Origin of the sequence: Microcoleus sp. SVA1B4, assembly GCF_036700545.1 — a bacterium.
Lineage (GTDB): Bacteria > Cyanobacteriota > Cyanobacteriia > Cyanobacteriales > Microcoleaceae > Microcoleus.
The window spans coordinates 1-19,811 of the sequence record NZ_JAUBPB010000098.1 but is presented as its reverse complement, the minus strand read 5'-3'; the positions used below and the strand labels follow the sequence as shown (position 1 = coordinate 19,811).

At 45.2% G+C, this 19,811-nt stretch carries 17 protein-coding genes; 12 read left to right on the top strand and 5 right to left on the bottom strand.

The annotated features are described in order from the left end of the window. Positions 1 to 383 precede the first annotated feature (383 nt). A complete protein-coding gene (locus tag QT987_RS27730) occupies positions 384 to 1,466 on the bottom strand; it encodes a DALR anticodon-binding domain-containing protein (RefSeq protein WP_333246521.1) in 1,083 nt (360 codons plus the stop codon). Positions 1,467 to 1,821: 355 nt separating this feature from the next. Between QT987_RS27730 and QT987_RS27725 the strand changes: the two genes are divergently transcribed. From QT987_RS27725 to QT987_RS27705, 5 genes are all read left to right on the top strand, one after another. Continuing rightward, complete coding sequence (locus QT987_RS27725) at positions 1,822 to 2,649, top strand: Crp/Fnr family transcriptional regulator (protein ID WP_333246518.1); 828 nt, start codon at positions 1,822 to 1,824, stop codon at positions 2,647 to 2,649. After that, positions 2,585 to 3,442: an HAD-IB family phosphatase gene (locus QT987_RS27720; protein ID WP_333246516.1), complete on the top strand. Its 858-nt coding sequence runs from the start codon at positions 2,585 to 2,587 to the stop codon at positions 3,440 to 3,442. Before QT987_RS27725 ends, QT987_RS27720 begins: the two co-directional genes overlap by 65 nt. A 248-nt stretch (positions 3,443 to 3,690) precedes the next feature. Beyond that, entirely contained in the window at positions 3,691 to 4,320 is a 630-nt protein-coding gene (gene mtnB / locus QT987_RS27715; RefSeq protein WP_333246514.1) for a methylthioribulose 1-phosphate dehydratase, read from the top strand. An 84-nt stretch (positions 4,321 to 4,404) separates the two neighbouring features. Beyond that, positions 4,405 to 5,454: a patatin-like phospholipase family protein gene (locus tag QT987_RS27710; protein ID WP_333246512.1), complete on the top strand. Its 1,050-nt coding sequence runs from the start codon at positions 4,405 to 4,407 to the stop codon at positions 5,452 to 5,454. A 209-nt stretch (positions 5,455 to 5,663) separates the two neighbouring features. After that, positions 5,664 to 6,476 (top strand): MlaE family lipid ABC transporter permease subunit, encoded by an 813-nt coding sequence (locus QT987_RS27705; RefSeq protein ID WP_333053101.1) that lies wholly within the window; start codon positions 5,664 to 5,666, stop codon positions 6,474 to 6,476. Positions 6,477 to 6,778: 302 nt separating this feature from the next. Here the strand turns inward: QT987_RS27705 and QT987_RS27700 are convergent, their stop codons facing one another. Beyond that, on the bottom strand, positions 6,779 to 8,293 hold the full coding sequence (locus QT987_RS27700; protein ID WP_333246510.1) for an SGNH/GDSL hydrolase family protein: 1,515 nt from the start codon (positions 8,291 to 8,293) through the stop codon (positions 6,779 to 6,781). A gap of 207 nt (positions 8,294 to 8,500) precedes the next feature. Here QT987_RS27700 and QT987_RS27695 point away from each other — a divergent pair, with 207 nt between their 5' ends. The 3 genes from QT987_RS27695 to QT987_RS27685 all read left to right on the top strand — a co-directional run bounded on the left by QT987_RS27695 (position 8,501) and on the right by QT987_RS27685 (position 10,363). Continuing rightward, entirely contained in the window at positions 8,501 to 8,845 is a 345-nt protein-coding gene (locus QT987_RS27695; protein WP_333170930.1) for a Dethiobiotin synthetase, read from the top strand. 160 nt (positions 8,846 to 9,005) lie between these two features. Further along, entirely contained in the window at positions 9,006 to 9,254 is a 249-nt protein-coding gene (locus QT987_RS27690) for a hypothetical protein (protein WP_333108562.1), read from the top strand. A gap of 716 nt (positions 9,255 to 9,970) precedes the next feature. After that, a complete protein-coding gene (locus QT987_RS27685; protein WP_333246508.1) occupies positions 9,971 to 10,363 on the top strand; it encodes a hypothetical protein in 393 nt (130 codons plus the stop codon). Positions 10,364 to 10,478: 115 nt separating this feature from the next. Here the strand turns inward: QT987_RS27685 and QT987_RS27680 are convergent, their stop codons facing one another. Both QT987_RS27680 and QT987_RS27675 read right to left on the bottom strand, forming a co-directional pair. Then, on the bottom strand, positions 10,479 to 11,765 hold the full coding sequence (locus tag QT987_RS27680) for a glycoside hydrolase family protein (RefSeq protein ID WP_333246506.1): 1,287 nt from the start codon (positions 11,763 to 11,765) through the stop codon (positions 10,479 to 10,481). Between the two features lie 298 nt (positions 11,766 to 12,063). Further along, positions 12,064 to 12,723, bottom strand: coding sequence for an NAD(P)H-binding protein (locus tag QT987_RS27675; protein ID WP_333246504.1), 660 nt, complete (start codon positions 12,721 to 12,723; stop codon positions 12,064 to 12,066). A 117-nt stretch (positions 12,724 to 12,840) separates the two neighbouring features. Here QT987_RS27675 and QT987_RS27670 point away from each other — a divergent pair, with 117 nt between their 5' ends. From QT987_RS27670 to QT987_RS27660, 3 genes are all read left to right on the top strand, one after another. After that, the gene (locus QT987_RS27670; protein ID WP_333246502.1) at positions 12,841 to 13,554 is read left to right on the top strand and encodes a DUF1997 domain-containing protein; all 714 of its coding nucleotides are present in this window, start codon (positions 12,841 to 12,843) and stop codon (positions 13,552 to 13,554) included. Positions 13,555 to 14,433: 879 nt separating this feature from the next. Further along, positions 14,434 to 16,647 carry an ATP-binding protein gene (locus QT987_RS27665; protein WP_333246500.1) on the top strand — a complete coding sequence of 738 codons (2,214 nt, stop codon included), beginning with the start codon at positions 14,434 to 14,436 and terminating at the stop codon, positions 16,645 to 16,647. A 229-nt stretch (positions 16,648 to 16,876) separates the two neighbouring features. Further along, on the top strand, positions 16,877 to 18,343 hold the full coding sequence (locus QT987_RS27660; protein ID WP_333246498.1) for a response regulator: 1,467 nt from the start codon (positions 16,877 to 16,879) through the stop codon (positions 18,341 to 18,343). Positions 18,344 to 18,569: 226 nt separating this feature from the next. Here the strand turns inward: QT987_RS27660 and hisG are convergent, their stop codons facing one another. After that, positions 18,570 to 19,214, bottom strand: coding sequence for an ATP phosphoribosyltransferase (hisG, locus tag QT987_RS27655; RefSeq protein WP_333246496.1), 645 nt, complete (start codon positions 19,212 to 19,214; stop codon positions 18,570 to 18,572). Positions 19,215 to 19,412: 198 nt separating this feature from the next. Here hisG and QT987_RS27650 point away from each other — a divergent pair, with 198 nt between their 5' ends. Continuing rightward, positions 19,413 to 19,682 carry a hypothetical protein gene (locus QT987_RS27650; RefSeq protein WP_333246494.1) on the top strand — a complete coding sequence of 90 codons (270 nt, stop codon included), beginning with the start codon at positions 19,413 to 19,415 and terminating at the stop codon, positions 19,680 to 19,682. Positions 19,683 to 19,811 lie beyond the last annotated feature (129 nt).

Sequence of the window (19,811 nt, the reverse complement as noted above, 5' to 3'; positions counted from 1 at the left end):
CCGTCCAAAAAGGACGGGCGGGACGCCCATCCCACAATAACAATTAAAATTGTAAGTTATTTAATTCGCGATCCTAAAGAGTAATATCATGTCCGATCGATTGACCATAATATTCCGGCCGGGGCGGGTTTTTGAGATTGTCAATTATTGGCAGATATTGGCAGGTTTACCCGCCCCTACATGATTTTGGGCGAAGCGAAGCGGAGGGAATCGACCGGACATAATATAACGGGTTTTCGCAATTTGTGGGAAATTCGTTTAAGCGGGCAAAAATAACTCATTTCTCACTGCGATTTCAAAAATTAAACTTGCCCGAAACCAGCGCCGAAATACAGTAAAATACTTAATTTTATGTTATTTTTTACTTTTTTATACTGACTAATTCAAAGTTCTAAAGGAGCAATAGCGTTAAACAAATTTTCTAGGATAAATCGCAGCAAAGATTGAGTTGCTAATATTAAACCTAATCGAGCTTGGGCGAGTTGTGGCTGTTCTATTTTAACTTCTCCCCAAATTCGGCACTGGCTGTAAAAAATCTGAAATGCTTCGCTCAAACTATTGGCTAATTTGAAATAATTGACAGGTTGTTCGCGTTTTTTTACCTCAAAATTAGGATATAAATTGTCTAGCACTGTTAACAGTTGGGATATTAAACGGCGTTCTGCTGGATGCACTAACCGCAGTCGATCGCCCTCGTCAATCCAAGGGATAGGATTTGGACTCGCCAGCGACCAAATTTGCGGCGCTGTAGCGACATCGGGCTGGGCGATCGCAATTATCCGATCGCGGTGGGCCATTCGCAGCAGGGAACAGCAGCGCGCGTGGCTGTACTGAATGGGAAACAGTCGATCGGCACATACAACAGAAGATAATATTTTAGATTCTGAAACTGGGAGGTTCGTTTGAGCTAAACGCTGCAACCAGACGGCTAAACCTGCATCAGTCAACTCCAACTCAATAATTCCCGCCGGCGCGACTTTAACTGCGAAATCCGGGTAGCACAGCGGTTGGAGTGTTTCGGCCAACTCGGCCGCGATTGTCTGCGGTGTCTGCTGCCAAGTTTTAGCCAATTTCAGGGCGATCGCAGACAGGTACAGCAGCCGCGCGCTATCTTTACTCCGATTTAACGGAATTATTGCACCATTCTCAATAAGCTTTTTATGGGCGGGCAGGATGCCCACCCCAAAATCAAATTCACTCTTTGTGGAACAGGCATCTTGGGCGGGCAGGATGCCCACCCCACAACCAAATTCACTTGTTGTGGAACAGGCATCTTGCCTGTTCTTGAGAACAAATTCATCTCTTGTGGAATGGGCATCTTGCCCGTTCTTGAGAATGGTGCCACCTATGAGATTTAATGGAATTTTCCCTAGTGCCTCTTGCTGGCCGATCGCCCTTTGGAACCTGGAAAGCAAGAAACACTTCACTGTAACTTCCGGGCACTGCTCCATATTTGCTGTATCCATATCGGCTCATCCTACCGTAAGAGCAACGATCGACTGTTACCGCTTGCACTTTTCTTGTACGTTAAACTGCTGATCTCAGAGATAGTCGATCGGCTCCCCCGGACGAGGCTACATCGAATTAATCGGCTTTCTAGCGATTTTTTTGCTAAATATACAATAATTTACGACAAATTTTTTGCTGAACTATACCATTTTGATGTATTTTTTGCTACATTAAATATTTCGGTAAAACTAAGAAAAGTCAGCACAGTTAAGAAGCGTGCAAGCTCGATCGGGGGTTGGTTGTCTCACTTGGTATCGCACTGCTGGCAGAAGCTGTTTTTCTCACTCTTAAATATATCCCAGAGCCTCACTTATGCAATCAACTTCCACATCTGTAGAGACTATCGATCGACCTTTTATCACTTGGCAGCGAATTATCGACTGGGCCCAGGAACACTACCGCTGCCGGACTTTTAGCAAAGACGAGCGGATTCCCGCAAGACCCGGACTGCTGTATTTAGTCCAGAAAGGTTCTGTGCGGCTCGTAGGCAGTGCTCAAGTTAGCGCTGCTGCGGGGAAGTCAAAATCCGCTGACAAAACTACAGAAGAAGCTTTTTTGGGCTTCGTTGGCGCCGGTCAGCCCTTTGAACTGGTTGCTCAGTCTCCGTTTACTCTCCAAGCTTACGCTCATGCCGATCAAACTCACGTAGTGTGGATGTACTGGCACGACTTGGATAATTGGCCTCACTTTCGCAGGGAAATTTTGGATGCGTTTCGCTACCAACACCAGCGGAAACTTCTCTGGCTGAGCACTTTGGGACAGCGCCGCACGATCGACCGACTGCTGGGATTTCTCACTTTGTTGATCGAAGAGTTCGGCGAACCTTACGTAGGTGACGGCGAACCAGACGTGGTTCGGGGCTACCGACTGCCTTGGACATTGACTCACGCTCAAATTGGCAGCGCAATTGGCTCAACGCGGGTGACGGTGACGCGCCTGATGGGTAAGTTGCGATCGAAAGGTTTGATTAATACTGAGGATGATAATTTAATCTGTTTGCCGGCTAAGTCTAACCCCCAAAAGACAAAAAACCACAAGCAGGAGGTAGAAGATTCCTTGGAAGATTCCCTGGAAGATGAAGATTCCCTGGAAGATGAAGATTCCCTGGATGATGAAGATTCTCTCGAAGAATCTGCATAAAATCCTGCGGGAAATTGCCAACAAACAGCGCGTCACTATTAGTTTTGGGCAGTCGCGCTCGATCGCTCGACAGTGTAGGATAAATTGTGTAAACTTTTCCCGTTCTCGAAAGGTGCGACTGACAATGACCGATGACAAGCAAAAATCTTCAATCCCGAACAATCAGCAACGGGTGGTATTCTGCGACTTTGACGGCACGATAACTGTTGAAGAAACTTTTGTGGCAATGCTCAAGCATTTCGCACCGGAACTGTCGTCTCAACTGATGCCTGAAATCTACGCTAGAAGGCTGAGTTTGCGATCGGGAGTGAGACAGTTACTAGAGTCTATTCCCTCGGAACGTTACGGGGAAATTGTGGAATTTTCTAGGGGAAGGCTGATGCGGCCGGGATTGGTGGAATTGCTGGATTTTTTGGACGAAAAAAAGGTAGATTTTGCGATCGTTTCCGGCGGTCTTCGGATTATGGTAGAGACGGTAATGGGCGATTTGGTACACCGGGCGAGGGTTATTTACGCTGTGGATGTGGACGCTAGTGGCCCTCGCTTGCAAGTCAATTCTGAGTTTGAAGGAGATGAGGAATTGGTGTCTAAGGTGCGGGTGATGGGCCAGCACCCGGCCGAGGAACAGGTGGCAATCGGAGATTCGCTGACGGATTTTAATATGGCTTTGCAGGCTTCGTCGGTGTTTGCGCGCGATCGGCTTGCCCAGTATCTAGACGAACAGCAAAAGCCTTATACTAAATGGGATAATTTTTTTGATGTGTTGGAAAATTTGTCCCAAAAATGGAATTGAAACTATCGCCTTTCTCAGGTAATATAAATTCCGTTTGCATCGGTATTGTACGATGTTAAATTTTGTAGGGGCGGGTTCACCAACAATAATTGCCCATAATAAACAATATAATAAACCCGCCCCCGTGCAGATAAGTCCGATGCTACTGGATTTGATATAAGGTACGCAGTGCACACCCTACTTTTAGATAAACCAGCGCAATTCCTATTAACGTAAAAAGTAGATTAAAAACTGAGGATTTGTCAAGAATGAGTGGTGATTTGAGATCGGATTTAATTGCAGCAGCCAAACATTTTTACGATCGCGGTTGGATGGTTGGGACTGCTGGCAATCTTTCAGCCCGCTTACCAGATGGCAGTTTCTGGATTACCGCTAGTGGCCGCGCGAAAGGGCAGTTAACTGAACAAGATTTTATCAGAATGAACTTAGACGGCGCAATTGTCGAGCAACCTGTTGCCGACAGCCGCCCTTCGGCCGAAACCAGCATTCATTTAGCCGTTTACAATTGTTTTCCAGACGCGAAAGCTTGCTATCACGTCCACTCCATCGAGGCAAATTTAGTTTCTCGGCTAACCGCAGGAGATGCAGTGCCTTTACCGGCGATCGAAATGGTGAAAGGTTTGGGGGTGTGGGAGGAAAACCCGCAAGTGTCGATACCCCTCTTTACAAATTATTTAGAAGTCCCTAAGATAGCCAAGGAAATTTGCGAATTCTTTGCCATTTGTGCGCCCTCTGTACCCGCTTTGTTAATTCGCGATCACGGCATCACAGTCTGGGCAGACTCGCCAGCCGCCGCCTACAATTACGTAGAAATTGTAGAATACATTTTTCGCTATACGATCGCAGCCCGCCAATTAAATTTAGATTTGAAATTTTAGATTTTAGATTAAGCGGTGCATGGATTCGGAGGCTTGGGGATTTGAGATTAGGAAACGAGAAAATATTCAGAATAGGCAACAATTATGGCTAAATATACCAGAATTTTATCCATAGATGGAGGCGGAATTAGAGGAATTATTCCCGCGCAAGTTTTAGTTAGCGTTGAGTCAAAGCTGCAACAGAAAAGTGGCAACCCAGATGCGAGAATAGCTGACTATTTTGATTTAATCGCGGGAACGAGTGCGGGAGGAATTTTAACTTGCATCTATTTGTGTCCCGATGCCGAAAATCCCAGCAGGCCTCGGTGGGCAGCCCAAGACGCTGTTAATTTTTCGATTGAGAGTGGCCGCGACGTTTTTCAGACTTCATTGTGGCAAAAAGTCAGATCTCTAAATGGTGTGAGAGATGAGAAATATCCCAGCGAGCCCTTAGAAAAATTATTTTGGGAAAATTTTAGAGATTGCAAACTCAGCGAACTGCTAAAACCTTGTTTAATTTCCAGTTACGACATCGAAAGGAGAAAAGCTCACTTTTTCGATCAAATAGATGCTAAAGAATATCCAGCCGAAGACTATTTTATTAGAGATATCGCCAGAGCCACATCGGCAGCTCCCTCTTATTTTGAGGCTTCTAAAATCTATTCTTTTAGCAATGAATGCTACGCTTTAATTGACGGGGGAGTATTCGCCAACAATCCCGCACTTTGTGCTTATGCAGAAGTTAGAAATAAATTCAGAATTCCTGACAATGACTCCTACCGAGGCCCGAAAGCAAAAGATATGGTAATTTTATCCTTGGGAACCGGAGAAGCTCAGAAAAAATACCCCTACGAAAAAGTAAAAAATTGGGGTCAAATTGAGTGGGTAGAGCCTTTGATTAATATCATGATGACGGGAGTTGCTGAAACTGTAAATTATCAACTAATTCAAATTTATGATGCGGTTGAAAAACCGAATCAATATTTGAGAATTACTCCCGATTTGAGCCACGAACAACCGCTGCAGATTGATGATGCCTCGGAAGAGAAAATATCAGATTTGCTGAGAATTGGCAAAGAGCAAGCCGAAAAGAATAATGAACAGTTAGATAAGTTTATCGACTTGTTACTTGCTCCCGTAGTCCTAGGATTTTAGATTTTAGTCATATTGTAGGGTGGGTTGGGCGCGGCGATTAAGTTAAGTCACCAATAAATAAATCTTAAACCGCGTCTAACCCACCAACCGCAGGGCCCAGAGACAAAAAATATATGTTGACAAATCGTGCAATAATTGCTGTACAATTGCGTAAATCTCTATTTAGCAATGCTTCGCCCTGTTTGCAATTAATCGCGAGCCGTCAGTAATTGGTTAAAAAATACCAAGAAAAGCGCGATCGACATTTAGATGAAACCTTCAATAACAGGTGGTTTCAGCGGTTTTTTTTGACGTTGTTCCTGGGGGGCCAAGTGCTGCTACGCATACTCCAAGGCAAAATTGACCGTCGCAAAATCATGGAACATTTAGTAACAGTAGGCCTGGATTCTTTCCGATCCGTGCTGCTAATAGCCTTTTTTGGCGGCATGATTTTTACATTTCAATCAGCCAGAGAATTGGTGCGGTTTGGGGCAGTTGGGGCGATGGGAGGTGCGTTTGCTGTGGCATTTTGTGGCGAATTAGCACCACTTTTAACGGCGGGCGTGGTGGCGGGACAAGTAGGTTCGGCCTTTGCGGCGGAGATAGGAGAAATGCAGGTGACGGAACAAATAGACGCCCTGTATATGTTAAGAACAAATCCGGTTGATTATTTAGTAGTGCCGAGGGTGATAGCTTGCTGCATCATGCTGCCGATTTTAACAATTTTTGCGGTAGCGGTGGGAATTTTGGGCGGGCTATTTGTAGCGGTTCATTTTTATAATTTGGAACCGTCGGTATTTTTGGAATCGGTGCGGACTTTTTTGGGGCCTGGGGATTTAGTAACTGTGGTGATTAAAAGTTTTATTTTTGGGTTGATAATTGCCCTTGTCGGTTGCGGTTGGGGATTGACGACGGTGGGCGGAGGGAAAGGAGTAGGCCAAGCTGCAACGGCGGCGGTGGTAACTTCTTGGGTGTTGATTTTTGTAGCAGATTTCTTTTTATCGTTGTTGATATTTCACGAGTTGAGGATGCTCAAAGGTTGATAATCTTGGCGATTATAGCAGGATTCAGGAGTCATTCGATTTTAGATTTTAGATTTTAGATTTTGGATTGACCCCACGGATAAATGCGGGGGACGCAAGGATTTTAGATTTTAGATTTGGGATTGATTCCATGGATAAATCACGTGGCGGGTACTATCAAGAAATTCTTGGTCAAGATGCTTAAATATTAAGGGTTTGAACAATCATCAACCCGAGTGCCACCAGGATTGCTATAAAATAACATGAAGATTTTTTAAACCGCAGATGAACGCAAATAAACGCCGATAAAATTGCATCAGCGTTCATCCGTGTTCATCCGCTGATATCTGCGGTTTAAAACTCTCAACTTCAGATGGTAGATTGGAGAAGGAGAAAGGAGGGCGATACACTCGAATTGCCTGGATTGGAACTTTCCGATCTGTTTCGGGAACGATTTCGAGGGTGTGTTTGGAGTTGCTCAAATTCTGAGCCAATGTTGTAGAATACTCGCGGCTTGAATCTGTAATTTGTGGAGGAACGTATGAATCAACAAACATTGGTCGCACTTGCCAGGAAATTTCAAAGCCTTTAGGCGTCGGTTTTTTAGACTCTTCATAAGAATTTTTCAGCCACCAGTTTCTCGGTTCAATCACGACGCGGCCAGAGTTTGAGACAAACATTTCGTCGTTTGTACCGCTGCCGTCGTAACCTGTTTTAGAACCTATAACGTCAAATTTAAACTTGCTGGCGTCGCTGTTAATTTCAGTGATTATGGCCTTCCAATCTTCGACGATTAGCGGTTTTTGACTGGATATTTGGATGATGGCCGGCAAACCGACGCCAAGAGTAACGCTAGGTCTGGTGATGCTGTAAAGTTCAGGAAATTCTGAGGGTTTTTTGCCGTCGATCGCAATTATAGCAGAAATTGCCTTGCCGTTGAAGGTTTTATCGGCGATCGCATCTATTCTATTTCCTTCAAATTCTAAAACCAACTTGCCATCTTGCCACTTAACATCCCTGCCAACCGTATAGGTTTTTACTAAATCCTGCGGCGGTTGAGGAGAATTTGGCTTGTATTGCAGATGCGGTTTTATCAGGGCCGCTAGGAGAAAGTTTCCCCAATCGTTGAGGTGAATGCTGTCGCTCAATAGCTGTTGTGGCTGCAAGCGATTGTCTTTCAAATACCTGCGCCAAGGTTCGCGAATTTCGGCGATTTCGCAGCCGTATTTATCGGCCAACTCCGGCAGCCATTGAGTAGAATGAGTGTTGTGCCATTCGTATCTTTTGACTGAATTTGGATCGTCGCTGTTGTCGGTCGGCATCCAGTCGATGTGGTCTGAATGCAAGAGTATTTCGCTAGCAGTGCGGCTGCGGACATTGGCAATTATGGCTTCGTAATCTTCACCGCCTCCGTAGACGTGAAAAATTAGCAAGTCTGGATAAAAAGGATACAAATCGTGTTCGCTGGGACGGATTAAAATCGGGGCGCCAAATCCTCCGATGGCCCGATTTTCCACAATCAAATCTGCATTGGGAAATCGCTGTCTTAAATCCTTCACTACATCTTTCCACCAATCTTGTTCTGTGATGGATTGACCGTAGAATAGGATACGCACTTGGCGGCGGTCTGTTGGAGTGCTAGCAGCAAGTAGCCCCATCGTCCTTTGAATCCTTGCTCCAAAACTAGCATTATTTTCAATAGGAGCGGGTGGGGGGAATGGCGTATCGGCTGCTATTTTTTTGATGAGCGGAACTAACAGAAAGCTCAGACACAAAAAAAGCAGCCACAAGTAGCGATAAATCTTGGATTTTCTGCTATTTCCTGGGTGTTTTGCCATTGTTTTATTTTTCCCTGTCCGTTTCACTTCGCTCAAGGCGACTGTGGGATGAATGCTACCCCTCTATCAGTAGCTGTAGCCTGCTTATGGGCGCACCTCACCAGTAGCTGTAGTTTAGCCTGTATGGAAATATATTACCAACTTGAGCGAGACAAAAAGTGATATAATACCAGCTAATTAATTGCACTCCGATCGATCGCACGTCAAATGGATTACAAAACAGCCCGCAGTTTTCTGATCGACCAAGGAACCGCCCTGGAAACCAAGAAAAATCCCGACGCCTTCCTGATGCGTCTCAAACAAGGTCAACCGCCCGTACCCGGACAGGTGACATCGATTTTATTAGCTTTAAAAATATTGTTTGAGAGTCTGCAAGAATCTCCAATGCTCGATCGACAATTAATCTCGGCACTGCATTTACTGTCAGTAGAAGGTTTGCAGCAATTTGAAGCTGGACTCCGCAGAGGAGTTTCTTGGCCACCGCTGCTGAAGGAAGACTTAAATCGAATTGCGATCGCAGTCAAGAATATCTTTTCCGGCGTCTGGCAATAATTAGCTCAGCAACCACCGATCCCGATACCCACCGCCAGCCAACTCAATTTTTTTTATACAATTATTTGTAAAATTTTATGTTAATCTTGCTACATTTACCCTCGAATTGTGGCATCTTAATATAAGAATCACTTCAAACAAACAATTGGAGATACTACTCATGAACGCTGAAGAAAAAGCTAGACAACTAATTGCACGAGAAAGGCAGCATAGCGAACACTTGCACGAATCTATGCTCAATCGTTCCTCCCACGAGCTAGAAACACATGGGGAGGGAATTGCTGAAGAAAAAGCCAGAGAATTAATGGCTCAAGAACGGCAGCACAGCGAACACCTGCACGACTCTATGTTAAGCCGTTCTTCCCAAGAGGTAGAGGCATCGATCGCACCGGATGACACTGACAAATAAATTTTGTAAACACAAGACTTACGGACACATACCAATAAACCTGGTTTTTATACCATTTTTCATACCATAACAAAGGGCTGTAAAAATGTTTTTGTATAAACAACCAGGTTTCTGAGTCTTGCAATAGTTCAGCACAGCAAAACTCTACTCAAATCGAGGAGGATTTTAGGTGCAATCAAAACAGCCCCTGCTCGGTTGGCCGCCGCTATCACAAGCATCCACGCGCCATATATAGCAATAGAAAATGCCAGGTTCTACTCCTCGCGAAAGCTTTCCAGGGATGCCAAAAGAGCTGGCAGTCCCGCTAGCGCAGCCGACACCAGAGCCTCATCTTTGTAAACTCGAGATAGCCGAATACGGGTACTTTTAGACGCAGAGGTGAAAGAGCCTCGCCGTTGGGAATTTCCGGTTTCAACCCGCCCTAAATTTTGTGTTTCTCGCGTCACGCCAAACATAGCAGTATCCTCGCAGTATCGTCAATTAATCCCTAAATATGCGCCCGTAAATTTTCTCACGGCTTGCTGTATGTTTCTATTATTACTCAGATAGGTAACAGAGATGAAAGCATGAAATAATTATTCACGATAGATAGGGATCAACTTAAACTGCTTAAGGGCTTTTATTAATTTGTTACACGGCGGGTTTGTTTCAGCCGCCCACGACGACACAGACACCAGCAACCAAAATCACCGATTTCACAAGAGGAACCCGGATCAATGATGCTAACTCTTAGTGCAGCAACAGTTATAAGTCAAATCAGGCCGACTGTCGAAAGCTTGCGCGATGGAGACTACCGCTACCGAGACTCCTTTGCGATCGATCGACCTTTTCGAGAAATTCAATTTCGCAAACAAGCCAGATACATCACCGGCAGCGATTCAGACAAACGCACGGGCAAAAGTTACTGCTTCCGGGGCATCCCCCAGCACAACAACATTATTAACATCACGGTAGCGATCGAAATTTCCCCAAAAACAGCACAGAAAACCGAGTGGAAATTAGCACCGGGAAACCCCATTAATTTCGACAGGCTTTATCCCCTGCAAGCAGGGCCGGGATTAGAATTGTACAAATGTTTGACAGCATTTTTACCAAAATTGAAGGATTAGTTATTCGTGACTTATTAGTGGTTATTTCTTAATCGCTTTGCCTTGTTAATAACCAATAACATTCGTTAACCGTTAACAGTTAACACTTAACAGTCAACCGTCAACATTTAACTCCCTAAGAACCAGCATTTTCCAATTCTTCCCGCAGCATTTCCCGGTAGACTTTCGGCAAACGAGAACTCATAGAATTGGTTTCAATTCCATATCCCAAACTCGTCCAAGTTCCCGAAAGCATCCGCAACACGTCAGTTAATCTTTCCTGCCGCAACATCTCAGGAATATCAGCTTTCCAAAACTTGCGATCGCTCAACCAAGCATAAACCACAGCATCCTGATCTTCTGGTTCAAAACTGTAATCTTCCCAGAATAAAAAATTAGCACGACGCGCCTGATAGCGCTTAGCCTTCTCCTTCCAAGTCGTAGTCAGAAATTGATACCTGCCCGCAGCGGTAGTACACCTGCCTCGATTCGGGCCATTAACAATCTTCACGCACCAGTCAGGATGGCGGCTCAAATCTAATATGTATTTGCCACCGTAAACAACGTGATAAGGGCGAGCAACATTCGACTCGCTAGCAGAAATAGTACGCATCAGCGCCCGAATATAAGGATCGCCCGTTTTAATAGCCAGCGGCGGGAATTTTCCCCGCCCGCTTACCGACTGCGACAACTGCTGATTTCCCCGCAAACTGTCAACCAAAAAAACACCGCCGCCAATCACAGCGCCGATTAAAAGTATAAATCCGAGGATTTGAATCTCTGCTCGCCTCAGCAAACCTCTTTTGCGACGGCTCAATTTCTCAGCTTCTAGCCAACTCATTTCCATTTCCGAAATTTCGGCCAATTTTCGGGCCGCCCGCATCCGGCGCACCCGAAAATCGTATTGATATAGCGGCGCGGCTACCAGCGTTAGACTCGATAAAACCCCCGCCAATTTAATCAGCCAGAAATCTAATTCACCGGCTACGGCAACATTTGTCAGAGTAGATATTCCTGTTAGTAATTGAGCCGGATCGATCGATCGCGCGGGCCAATAAAAAATCGAAAGTTGCACCAACAGCGACAGATTAAATGCAAAAAAAATCACTACAACAGCATTCAAGCCTTCTCGCAAGTGCGATCGAATACCCGTATGGCGGCGCTTGAACTTGCGCGCAACGCGAAAGCGCCCCGGCAGCATAATTAGTAAGGGATTTAAGATTTTGACTGCTAAAAAGTGACAAACAAAGAACACAGGCAACTGAATCAGCCAAGCCGCCAGCAGTAGAGTCAGAAAGCCGATATTGTCGCTGACAAAAGGAATGCCCCTGCGAAGGACAAAACTAAAACTCTGAGCGAGAGCAAATGCCCTTAACCACGAAATCGGATAGGGGAACCAAGCTGGCCACTTGAGAGTTTTCATGCTGGGAGAACGAAAGTTTAAGGGCGAATGGTAAAACTATTAAGATTTTGCCAGATTTGGCGATCGGAAAACTGGCAATTCCCCTGCGGTTTGTACTGATGGGACTTGCGCGCTGATGCCCAGAAACCGGGTTTTTTAACCAAAAACTTGCCTAAAACCCTCAATCTCGGTAAAAAAACCCGGTTTCTTTGTTCGCTACCTGGGCCTAAAGAAACCGGGTTTTTTACCTTTGTGCTGGCTGCAACGGGTATTTTCGTGAAAAAACCCGGTTTCTGGGCACCCGTGCGTCCTAATTCAATCAAATCACACTGGCAAACAACTCCTCAAAACTCTTTTGCGGAGCCTCCGACTTCGCCACAATTTCCACAACCTTGTTGCGAGAAGTCGGCTGAAACAGCGCCTCCACGCACACTTGGGCTACCTTGGTGCGGGGAATGCTGCTCTCAAACATTTTGTCCGCACCAGTCATGACGATCGCATCTGAATTATCCTCATTTTTGAGACCGCCCGGACGGACGATCGTATAAGTTAGGCCGCTTTTTTGCAAATACTCCTCGGCTTGTTTCTTCCAAACGAGAATCAGCCAGAACAAATTCAGCGGGTGAAAAAACTGAGAGACGCACAGAGAAGTCACCAGCACAAAATGCTCAATGCCCTTAGCCTTAGCTGCATCCACCAAATTTTTAGTACCTTCAAAATCCACCTTGTAAGGCGCTGTCGGGTCAAAACCAGGGGCCGCCCCTGTCGCGCACAGCAATACCGTACTATCGCCGATGGCATTGCCCAGGGAAGTCGCATTTAATACATCCCCTGTAACTAACTCAGCCTCCGGTGGTAAAATTTGTCTAGCTGTCTCTAGATTTCGGACTAAGGCGCGCACGGGAATACCTCGCTTGACTAATTCTGCGACGATTCGGCGGCCAGTCTGACCTGTGGCTCCTGCTACAAATGCTTTCATATGTCGAGTTATGCTGAACTAGGGTAAGTTTTGTTGCTATCAATTTCTCAATTGTAGGGAGGAAACTCCCTTAACACATCCCCAACCCGACCGGTGCGTATTACAGGAGAGTATAGAATGAAGCAAGATTCCGCTGAATATCAAACTTTTGAAGCTTCTGACGAAAATTACTACCCAGATGCGAGTTTCCGACAGCCCGAAAGTGGAAGCGCGGATGCACCAGAGGAAGTTGAGCCGATTTGGTTTCACACGCATTTTGAAGACAGCATGGAGATGTACGCCGATGCGGAGACGGTGGCGAAGCATTTGAACAACCACAAGAGTTGGTTTTGCCAGTGCGCTTCGCCGATGAAGGCCCAGCCGATCGGAGAAAACGGCTATGATTTATTAATCGGGCGTTTTGGGGCTTTTGGCTACCGCGTTGAAGCGAGAATTGGTTTAGAATTGCTGCCGCCGGATGCTGAAGGCTGCTATTTGATTAAGACTATTCCGGTTCCCGATTATACCTCGCCTGGGTATGAAGTGGATTTTCGATCGGCAATGAAGCTAGGGGAGATACCGTCTCAGGAGTTTGCCGCCGATTGGCCGAGATCGGAACGTGCTAAGCTGCCGCCTGTGATTACCATTACTACCTGGAAGCTGGATTTGGCTGTGGGGGTTTGCTTTCCCAAGTTTATTCGATCGATGTCTCAACCTTTAATAGAAAAAACCGGCGATGCGCTTTTGGAAAAAATCATCAAACAAGTTAACCGGCGCTTGACTTATAAAACTCAGGTTGTTTTTCACGAAAGTTTGGGCATTCCTTTTCCGAAAAATCCTAAGAAACATTAAGCATACTTACGCTTTAACCTGTACAGCATTTAAATTGTATGTTAAGTGTGGGAGTTCCTGCCCAACCCCTACTCCCCATAAGAGTAAAGATTTATTTGACTCTGCAATTTAAATGCGGATTAGCTTAACTCACATTTGTAGGGTGTGCACTGCACACCTTACTCATAAGTGCGATCGTCATAACTCATACCCTCGTAGATTTTCGACTTCTGCGTGAGCGCTCAGTCGCACAATTTTAGATTAAATTATGGGGAATAACTGATTTTGTATGGGTTGGGATCGCGAGCCTAAAGTTGCTTTTTTGAAACTGATATCACTTTCTCCGGGTGCTTAGAGCGAGCCTTATGCCTAGGTTTTTGAATCCAACACTTGCTTTACCAGTTAACCCCAATCATCAAGTTATTGCTAATAAAATTTAAGGGTAAAGTCATGATTGCATTTTGACATATAGCAATTCTTGCAAAAGTCGTAATTTTTTTACCCCACCCCAACCCTCTCCGAACGCGCTGGGAGTCCGTAAGAAATTCACAAATTATTTAGGATTGCTATATACTGATTTCTTATCAGTGGAATTAGTTTTTATTATGATGGGTCAATTTAGCACAGGGTTGGACACAATAGTTTCAAGTCAGATGCCCTCAAGTTCGACAGTATTGTTATTAAAAGATTCTGCTTCTTTCATCATGCTTTCCCTCCTTATTGCCTGATGATTAAGCAGTGTAGCCGACGCAGTTTAAAGGTGGCTGCGATCGCCCTCCGAAACTAGCAAGTGTCTCAGATCACAAGGCAGATCGATCGCCCTCACTGCCAAAAAACGTAAAGTTATGTCAGATTAAGTAAGGGGTTATACAATAACTCTTGCCATATCTGTAGAAAGTTATGACAACGAAACTAAGAGCTACACACACAGAGAAAATGGAGAGAGACTTGCACCAGTTGAGGGCAGACCAAGAACTGATTCTCAATCAAGTAGACAATGCGATCGCTCTGTTCGACTCGTCTGATTGCTTAGTTTTGTTTAACAAAAAATTGGCGGGAATCTGGGAACTGTCCCCAGAATGGCTGGAAACAAAGCCGAAGTGCCACTTGCTGTTTGCGGAAATTGTCGATCGGGGTTACTTGTCCCTTCAGCAGTGGCAAGAGTTTCAGCAAGCACTCGAAAAATCTCAGGATGAAAGTTTATCATTTTATTTCGAGCAATCCAATGCGGTTTGTTTGGAGGTGTGCGCCACGATTACCAACAGCGGCGGACGGCTGTTTACCTTTAGAGACGTTACGGTATACCGAAACTCCCAAGCTAGCTTGAACGCAGAAGTCAGGCGTCTGAGCTTTCTTTTAGGTTTAACCGAACGCCTGCAAAAATCTGACAGTTTGCAAGAAATAGGTCAGTTTGCCCTCACCTATTTAGTAGAGGCAATGAATGCAGCTTTCGGAGATGTCAAGGTGATTAACGGCAAAGGAAACGATCGCCAAGCGTCGGGGATTTGCAACCAAGTTTCTAGTCAATTTTTGGCTACTTACGGGGAACCAGTAGTCGCAGGAATGCAAGAATTGCTCGACCAAGGCATTCCCTACGGCATCGGTTTGCTGTGGGAAGTGGTGAAAACTGGTAAACCTGTGTTTGTCGAGGATTATGCCCAACATCCCAATGCCGTGCCGGAATTTCGCCATCCGGGAATCGGACAACTCGGTATTTTTCCGATCGCAGCTACCAACGGCACAATCATCGGAGTGCTGACGCTGGAGTCCCGCAACATCAAAAAACTGCAAGCCGCCGTCCACCAAGACGTACTCGAAGCTGCTTGCCGGACTCTGGGGGCGGCGATCGAGCGGGCTCAGACACAAGAGAACTTGCGCCAAGTTAACGAAGAATTAGAGTATTCTTCTCAGTTGAAATCCGAGTTTTTAGCCTCAATGTCCCACGAATTGCGGACGCCTCTCAACAGCATTCTCGGCTTTTCTGACTTGCTGCTGCGGCAAACGGCCGGACAGTTGAGCGATCGACAAATCAACTATGTAGAACTGATCGAAAAAAGCGGCCAGCACTTGTTGCAGCTAATCAACGATATTCTCGATCTTTCTAAAATTGAAGCCGGGAAAGTAGAACTCAACTTACAGCCTGTTCGCGTTCAAGAACTGGCGACAGACTGTATGAAAATGATGCAGCCACGGGCAGACAAAAAGCGGATCGGTTTGTCTTTAGAACTCGACAACCGTATTACTAAAGTTTGGCTCGACGAACGGCGAGTGCGACAAATTGTGATTAATTTACTTTCCAATGCCATCAAATTTACCCCCGAACAGGGACAAGTTAAACTCAGCGGGCGTCTGGCCTACGGCAGCGAAATAGACGGCGACTACCGGCCGGATTGTTCTCCTGTAAATGCCAGCACTCCTTATTTTTGTTTTGAGGTGGAAGACTCCGGCATCGGCATTCCTCAAGACCGCTGGCACTTGCTATTTCGACCTTTTCAACAGGTAGATTCTTCCCTGACTAGGCGCCACGAAGGTACAGGTTTGGGTTTGGCTTTGACTAAGCGTTTGGCAGAATTGCACGGGGGAACTGTTTCTTTTCAATCTGTTTGCGATCGGGGAAGTCTTTTCCGCGTTTGGCTGCCTTTGACGGAGATGCGTCAACAGTTGGGAAACTTTGCTTCTTGTGCTTTGGATACCAAGTTAGTTCCTGCTTCTGCGATTGCCTTACCAATTGGCAGCAAGCGGATTTTGGTTGTCGAAGACCAGCCTTTTAACCAAATGTTAATTTCTGAGGTGATGGAATTGGAGGGGTACGGGGTAGAGATACTTGCGGATGGGAAGGCAATGGCCGATCGTATTCTCGCCGCCTCTGCTGCCCCGGAGTTGCTGCCGGATTTGATTTTGATGGACATTCAGTTGCCGGATGTGGACGGCTTTGAGTTGATGCGCCGAGTCAAAGCAGATCCTGTCTGGGAGTCGATACCGATGATTGCGGTGACGGCGATGGCGATGCCCGGTGACAGTCAGCGATGTTTGGAAGCTGGCGCTTCTGCTTATTTAAGCAAGCCACTGGATTTGAATTTGACGATCGCAACTGTCCGTTCTTTTCTCGGCTAACAATAATTATTTGCAGTTCCAGCACTGCCATTTATGATAATTGATAACAAGAAAGGTTAAACTCAAGATTAGATAAATATCTATATGACTTGCCCGCACTTGCCTCCGAAAGCCTGTTCCTACGAAAAATATTGAGTTTAGTAAGGAGAAATATACCAATTAACCCGTTTTCGAGCTTCCCCACGCGCAACTCAAGAGCTAAATTCAATATAATATTATATCATATTCCATGTCAAACAAGTCGCCCTGCATCATGTTGGTTGATGACGAGCCAGCTAATCTGACTTTACTGGAAGAGTTATTGCACCTGAAAGGATACGCTACAGTATCAGCGCTATCTGGCGATGAAGCGCTCTCCCTCGCCCGCGCCTCTCGACCTGATTTAATTTTATTAGATATTATGATGCCGGAGATGGACGGTTTTGATGTGTGCGAGATCCTGCGGAAGGATACGGCATTGCAAACGGTACCGGTGATTTTTTTGACGGCCCTCGATGATGATATGTCTCGCATCAAAGGGTTAGAAATGATGGCAGATGATTATTTGACAAAGCCTTTTAACAGTCGCTTGTTGCTGGCAAAAGTCGAAAATATTTTGCAGTTGAGTCAAATGCGATCGCAAGCAGTATCTTCCCAATTCCACCAGCAGGTAAAAGAACAAAGCAAACGCCAAATTGCCGCAGCTTGGGAAGCCAACGAATATCTGTCAGAAAAATTTCAGCTATTTGTGCCAGAGCAACTTCTGGGACGAATTGCGCCGCAAGGAATAGAATCAATTCAGTTGGGCAATGCCACAGAAGAAGAGCTGACTGTTTTATTTTGCGACATTCGCGGGTTTACTGCGATCGCCGAATCTCAACAAGCTCGCGAGACTTTTGAATGGTTGAACGCTTTTTTTACTAAAATGAACGAGTGCATCACGTCTCACGGCGGGTTTATTGACAAATACCTAGGCGATGCAATCATGGCAGTATTTGACAAGCCAAATTCTCACGCCATGAATGCGATCGAAGCCGCAGTAGCAATGCAAGAAACTTTGCAAGAATTTAATGCCAGTCGCCACAAATACAATTTAGAATTTCCCGTCAATATTGGTACGGGAATTAACACAGGTATCGGCATGATCGGCACTTTAGGTTCCGATCGTCGCATGGATTCTACAGTCATCGGCGATGTGGTAAATACAGCTTCTCGGTTAGAAAATTTAACTAAAATATACGGCTGCCAAATTATTGTTAGCGAAAATGCCATTGTTCATGCGAGAGAATTTCTAAATGGCATAAGTTCCAACTCCCACTCAAAAGAAAGTCTATTATTAAAGTGCGACTTAGAAGTGGAAACACAGGAGAGTATTATTTATACTTCTGGGGCGACTGCTGCTGACAGCCATTTGCCCAGCAACAATTATTACTATCGCTGGATCGATCGAGTAACCCCGCGCGGCAAGCAGCAAGCTATTGAAATCTACGAAATCTGGAGCGCCTCCAGTCCCGACTCCGAGGTAAAGCTGCTTACCCAGGTTTTATTTGACAAAGGAATTCAAGGATGGCAATCCGAAAGATTTGTCGCAGCCTTGGGATATTTTCAGCAACTAATAGAGCAAAACCCGGCTGATACAGTCGTCACTTTTTATATAAATCGCTGCCAAGAAAAACTAGGTTTTATACCTGTAAGTAAGCGCTCAGAAATCAACTAAATAGAACCAGTTCGTACTGAGGATTTCAGTCCTATTTCTTACGGCAAATACTAGCTCATAAAGATTTAACTTTTAGGGCGGGCTAGAAGCCCAACCCCTACTCCCCACAATAGTTTAGAACTCTGGAAAAAGTCGCTAACTATAGTGAATTGTATCTGCGTTGCGTTTGTGCTTTCCCTATCAATTAAAGATTTATCCAATAAGTCTACTCTAATTGGAGTTCGCATCAAACAGTCGTCAAAACTTGCTCTCTCAACTTCCCGATCAACTCATTCACACCCCCCGCATTCAAACGGTAACTCAGAGGATGACCGATTAAATAAGCCGAACTTTCAAACAAAACATCAATTTCCACCAAACCATTTTCTCGCAAAGTTTTGCCAGTCGAAACCAAATCAACAATTGCCTCCGACATACCCGTAATCGGCCCCAATTCCACAGAACCGTAAAGCGGCACAATTTCCACCGGCAAATTCAAATTGTGAAAATATTCCCTAGCACAGTGTACGAACTTAGAAGCAACTCTACCGTGAGGAGGCAAATCCACAGTTCGTCGATAAGAACTAGATTCCTTCACCGCCACCGACAGCCGACACTTGCCAAAATTTAAATCAATTAAATTGGCAACTTTCGGCTTTTTTTCCCGCAAAACATCATAGCCAGCAATCCCCAAATCCGCTTGACCGTATTCCACATAAACAGGTACGTCGTGCGTCCTTACTAGCAAAGCTTTGGCAGTGCCTGTTGGGTCATAAATTTGAAGTTGTCGGTTCGAGGAATCGAGAAAAGCACTGAAGTCTAATCCAACCGATTTAAACAGCCGAATGCTATCTCCTAACAATCCGCCTTTGGGAAGTGCAACAGTAATCATGTCAATTTTTAGAGTGTAAATTTCTAAATTTTAGAAGGGGGCGATCGCGGTCTAAGCAGAAACAGCTTTTACCCAACTCAGAATAACACATAGAGTTCATAGCTAAAAATAAATTTTGGGTATTGCTCGATGCTTTGTTTGAGGATATATTATATTTAGTAATTTTTTATTGAGTCACTTTTTTAAATGGCGGTCGGTATGGAAAACCATCAAGAATTTGAGGAAAATTTTTGGGAAAATTTTCACAGTGTAGACCCGGATTCCCTGAAAAAGATTACAGTAGATGAAATCCTCTCAGGCGGTGGTGTAGAGAGGGACGAAATGGACTATACAGTAGCTGTACCTAGCGCTAACCAGGCTAGGGTTCCCAGGGACAGAGGCTTCTCATCTCATGTGAAATCCAGCGTGTTCGATCGCGCCCCCCGATCGAAGTTTGCAGAAAAACGCGGAACGCTGGGAGGCTGTTAATTTGACAACTCTGGGCCCTAGAAGGGCAGAGATTCTTGTATCATTCAGTCCACTTAGGATCGCGAATTAAATAACTTACAATTTTAATTGTTATTGTGGGATGGGCGTCCCGCCCGTCCGTTTTGGACG

What these genes read in the sequence shown, in the direction of transcription:
- QT987_RS27730 (WP_333246521.1), bottom strand. Translation starts at nt 1,466, where the DNA reads ATGGATACAGCAAATATGGAGCAGTGCCCGGAAGTTACAGTGAAGTGT.
- QT987_RS27685 (WP_333246508.1), top strand. Translation starts at nt 9,971, where the DNA reads ATGATGCTAACTCTTAGTGCAGCAACAGTTATAAGTCAAATCAGGCCG.
- QT987_RS27710 (WP_333246512.1), top strand. Translation starts at nt 4,405, where the DNA reads ATGGCTAAATATACCAGAATTTTATCCATAGATGGAGGCGGAATTAGA.
- QT987_RS27680 (WP_333246506.1), bottom strand. Translation starts at nt 11,765, where the DNA reads ATGAAAACTCTCAAGTGGCCAGCTTGGTTCCCCTATCCGATTTCGTGG.
- mtnB (WP_333246514.1), top strand. Translation starts at nt 3,691, where the DNA reads ATGAGTGGTGATTTGAGATCGGATTTAATTGCAGCAGCCAAACATTTT.
- QT987_RS27665 (WP_333246500.1), top strand. Translation starts at nt 14,434, where the DNA reads ATGACAACGAAACTAAGAGCTACACACACAGAGAAAATGGAGAGAGAC.
- QT987_RS27650 (WP_333246494.1), top strand. Translation starts at nt 19,413, where the DNA reads ATGGAAAACCATCAAGAATTTGAGGAAAATTTTTGGGAAAATTTTCAC.
- QT987_RS27670 (WP_333246502.1), top strand. Translation starts at nt 12,841, where the DNA reads ATGAAGCAAGATTCCGCTGAATATCAAACTTTTGAAGCTTCTGACGAA.
- QT987_RS27720 (WP_333246516.1), top strand. Translation starts at nt 2,585, where the DNA reads ATGAAGATTCCCTGGAAGATGAAGATTCCCTGGATGATGAAGATTCTC.
- QT987_RS27700 (WP_333246510.1), bottom strand. Translation starts at nt 8,293, where the DNA reads ATGGCAAAACACCCAGGAAATAGCAGAAAATCCAAGATTTATCGCTAC.
- QT987_RS27695 (WP_333170930.1), top strand. Translation starts at nt 8,501, where the DNA reads ATGGATTACAAAACAGCCCGCAGTTTTCTGATCGACCAAGGAACCGCC.
- QT987_RS27725 (WP_333246518.1), top strand. Translation starts at nt 1,822, where the DNA reads ATGCAATCAACTTCCACATCTGTAGAGACTATCGATCGACCTTTTATC.
- QT987_RS27675 (WP_333246504.1), bottom strand. Translation starts at nt 12,723, where the DNA reads ATGAAAGCATTTGTAGCAGGAGCCACAGGTCAGACTGGCCGCCGAATC.
- QT987_RS27690 (WP_333108562.1), top strand. Translation starts at nt 9,006, where the DNA reads ATGAACGCTGAAGAAAAAGCTAGACAACTAATTGCACGAGAAAGGCAG.
- QT987_RS27660 (WP_333246498.1), top strand. Translation starts at nt 16,877, where the DNA reads ATGTCAAACAAGTCGCCCTGCATCATGTTGGTTGATGACGAGCCAGCT.
- hisG (WP_333246496.1), bottom strand. Translation starts at nt 19,214, where the DNA reads ATGATTACTGTTGCACTTCCCAAAGGCGGATTGTTAGGAGATAGCATT.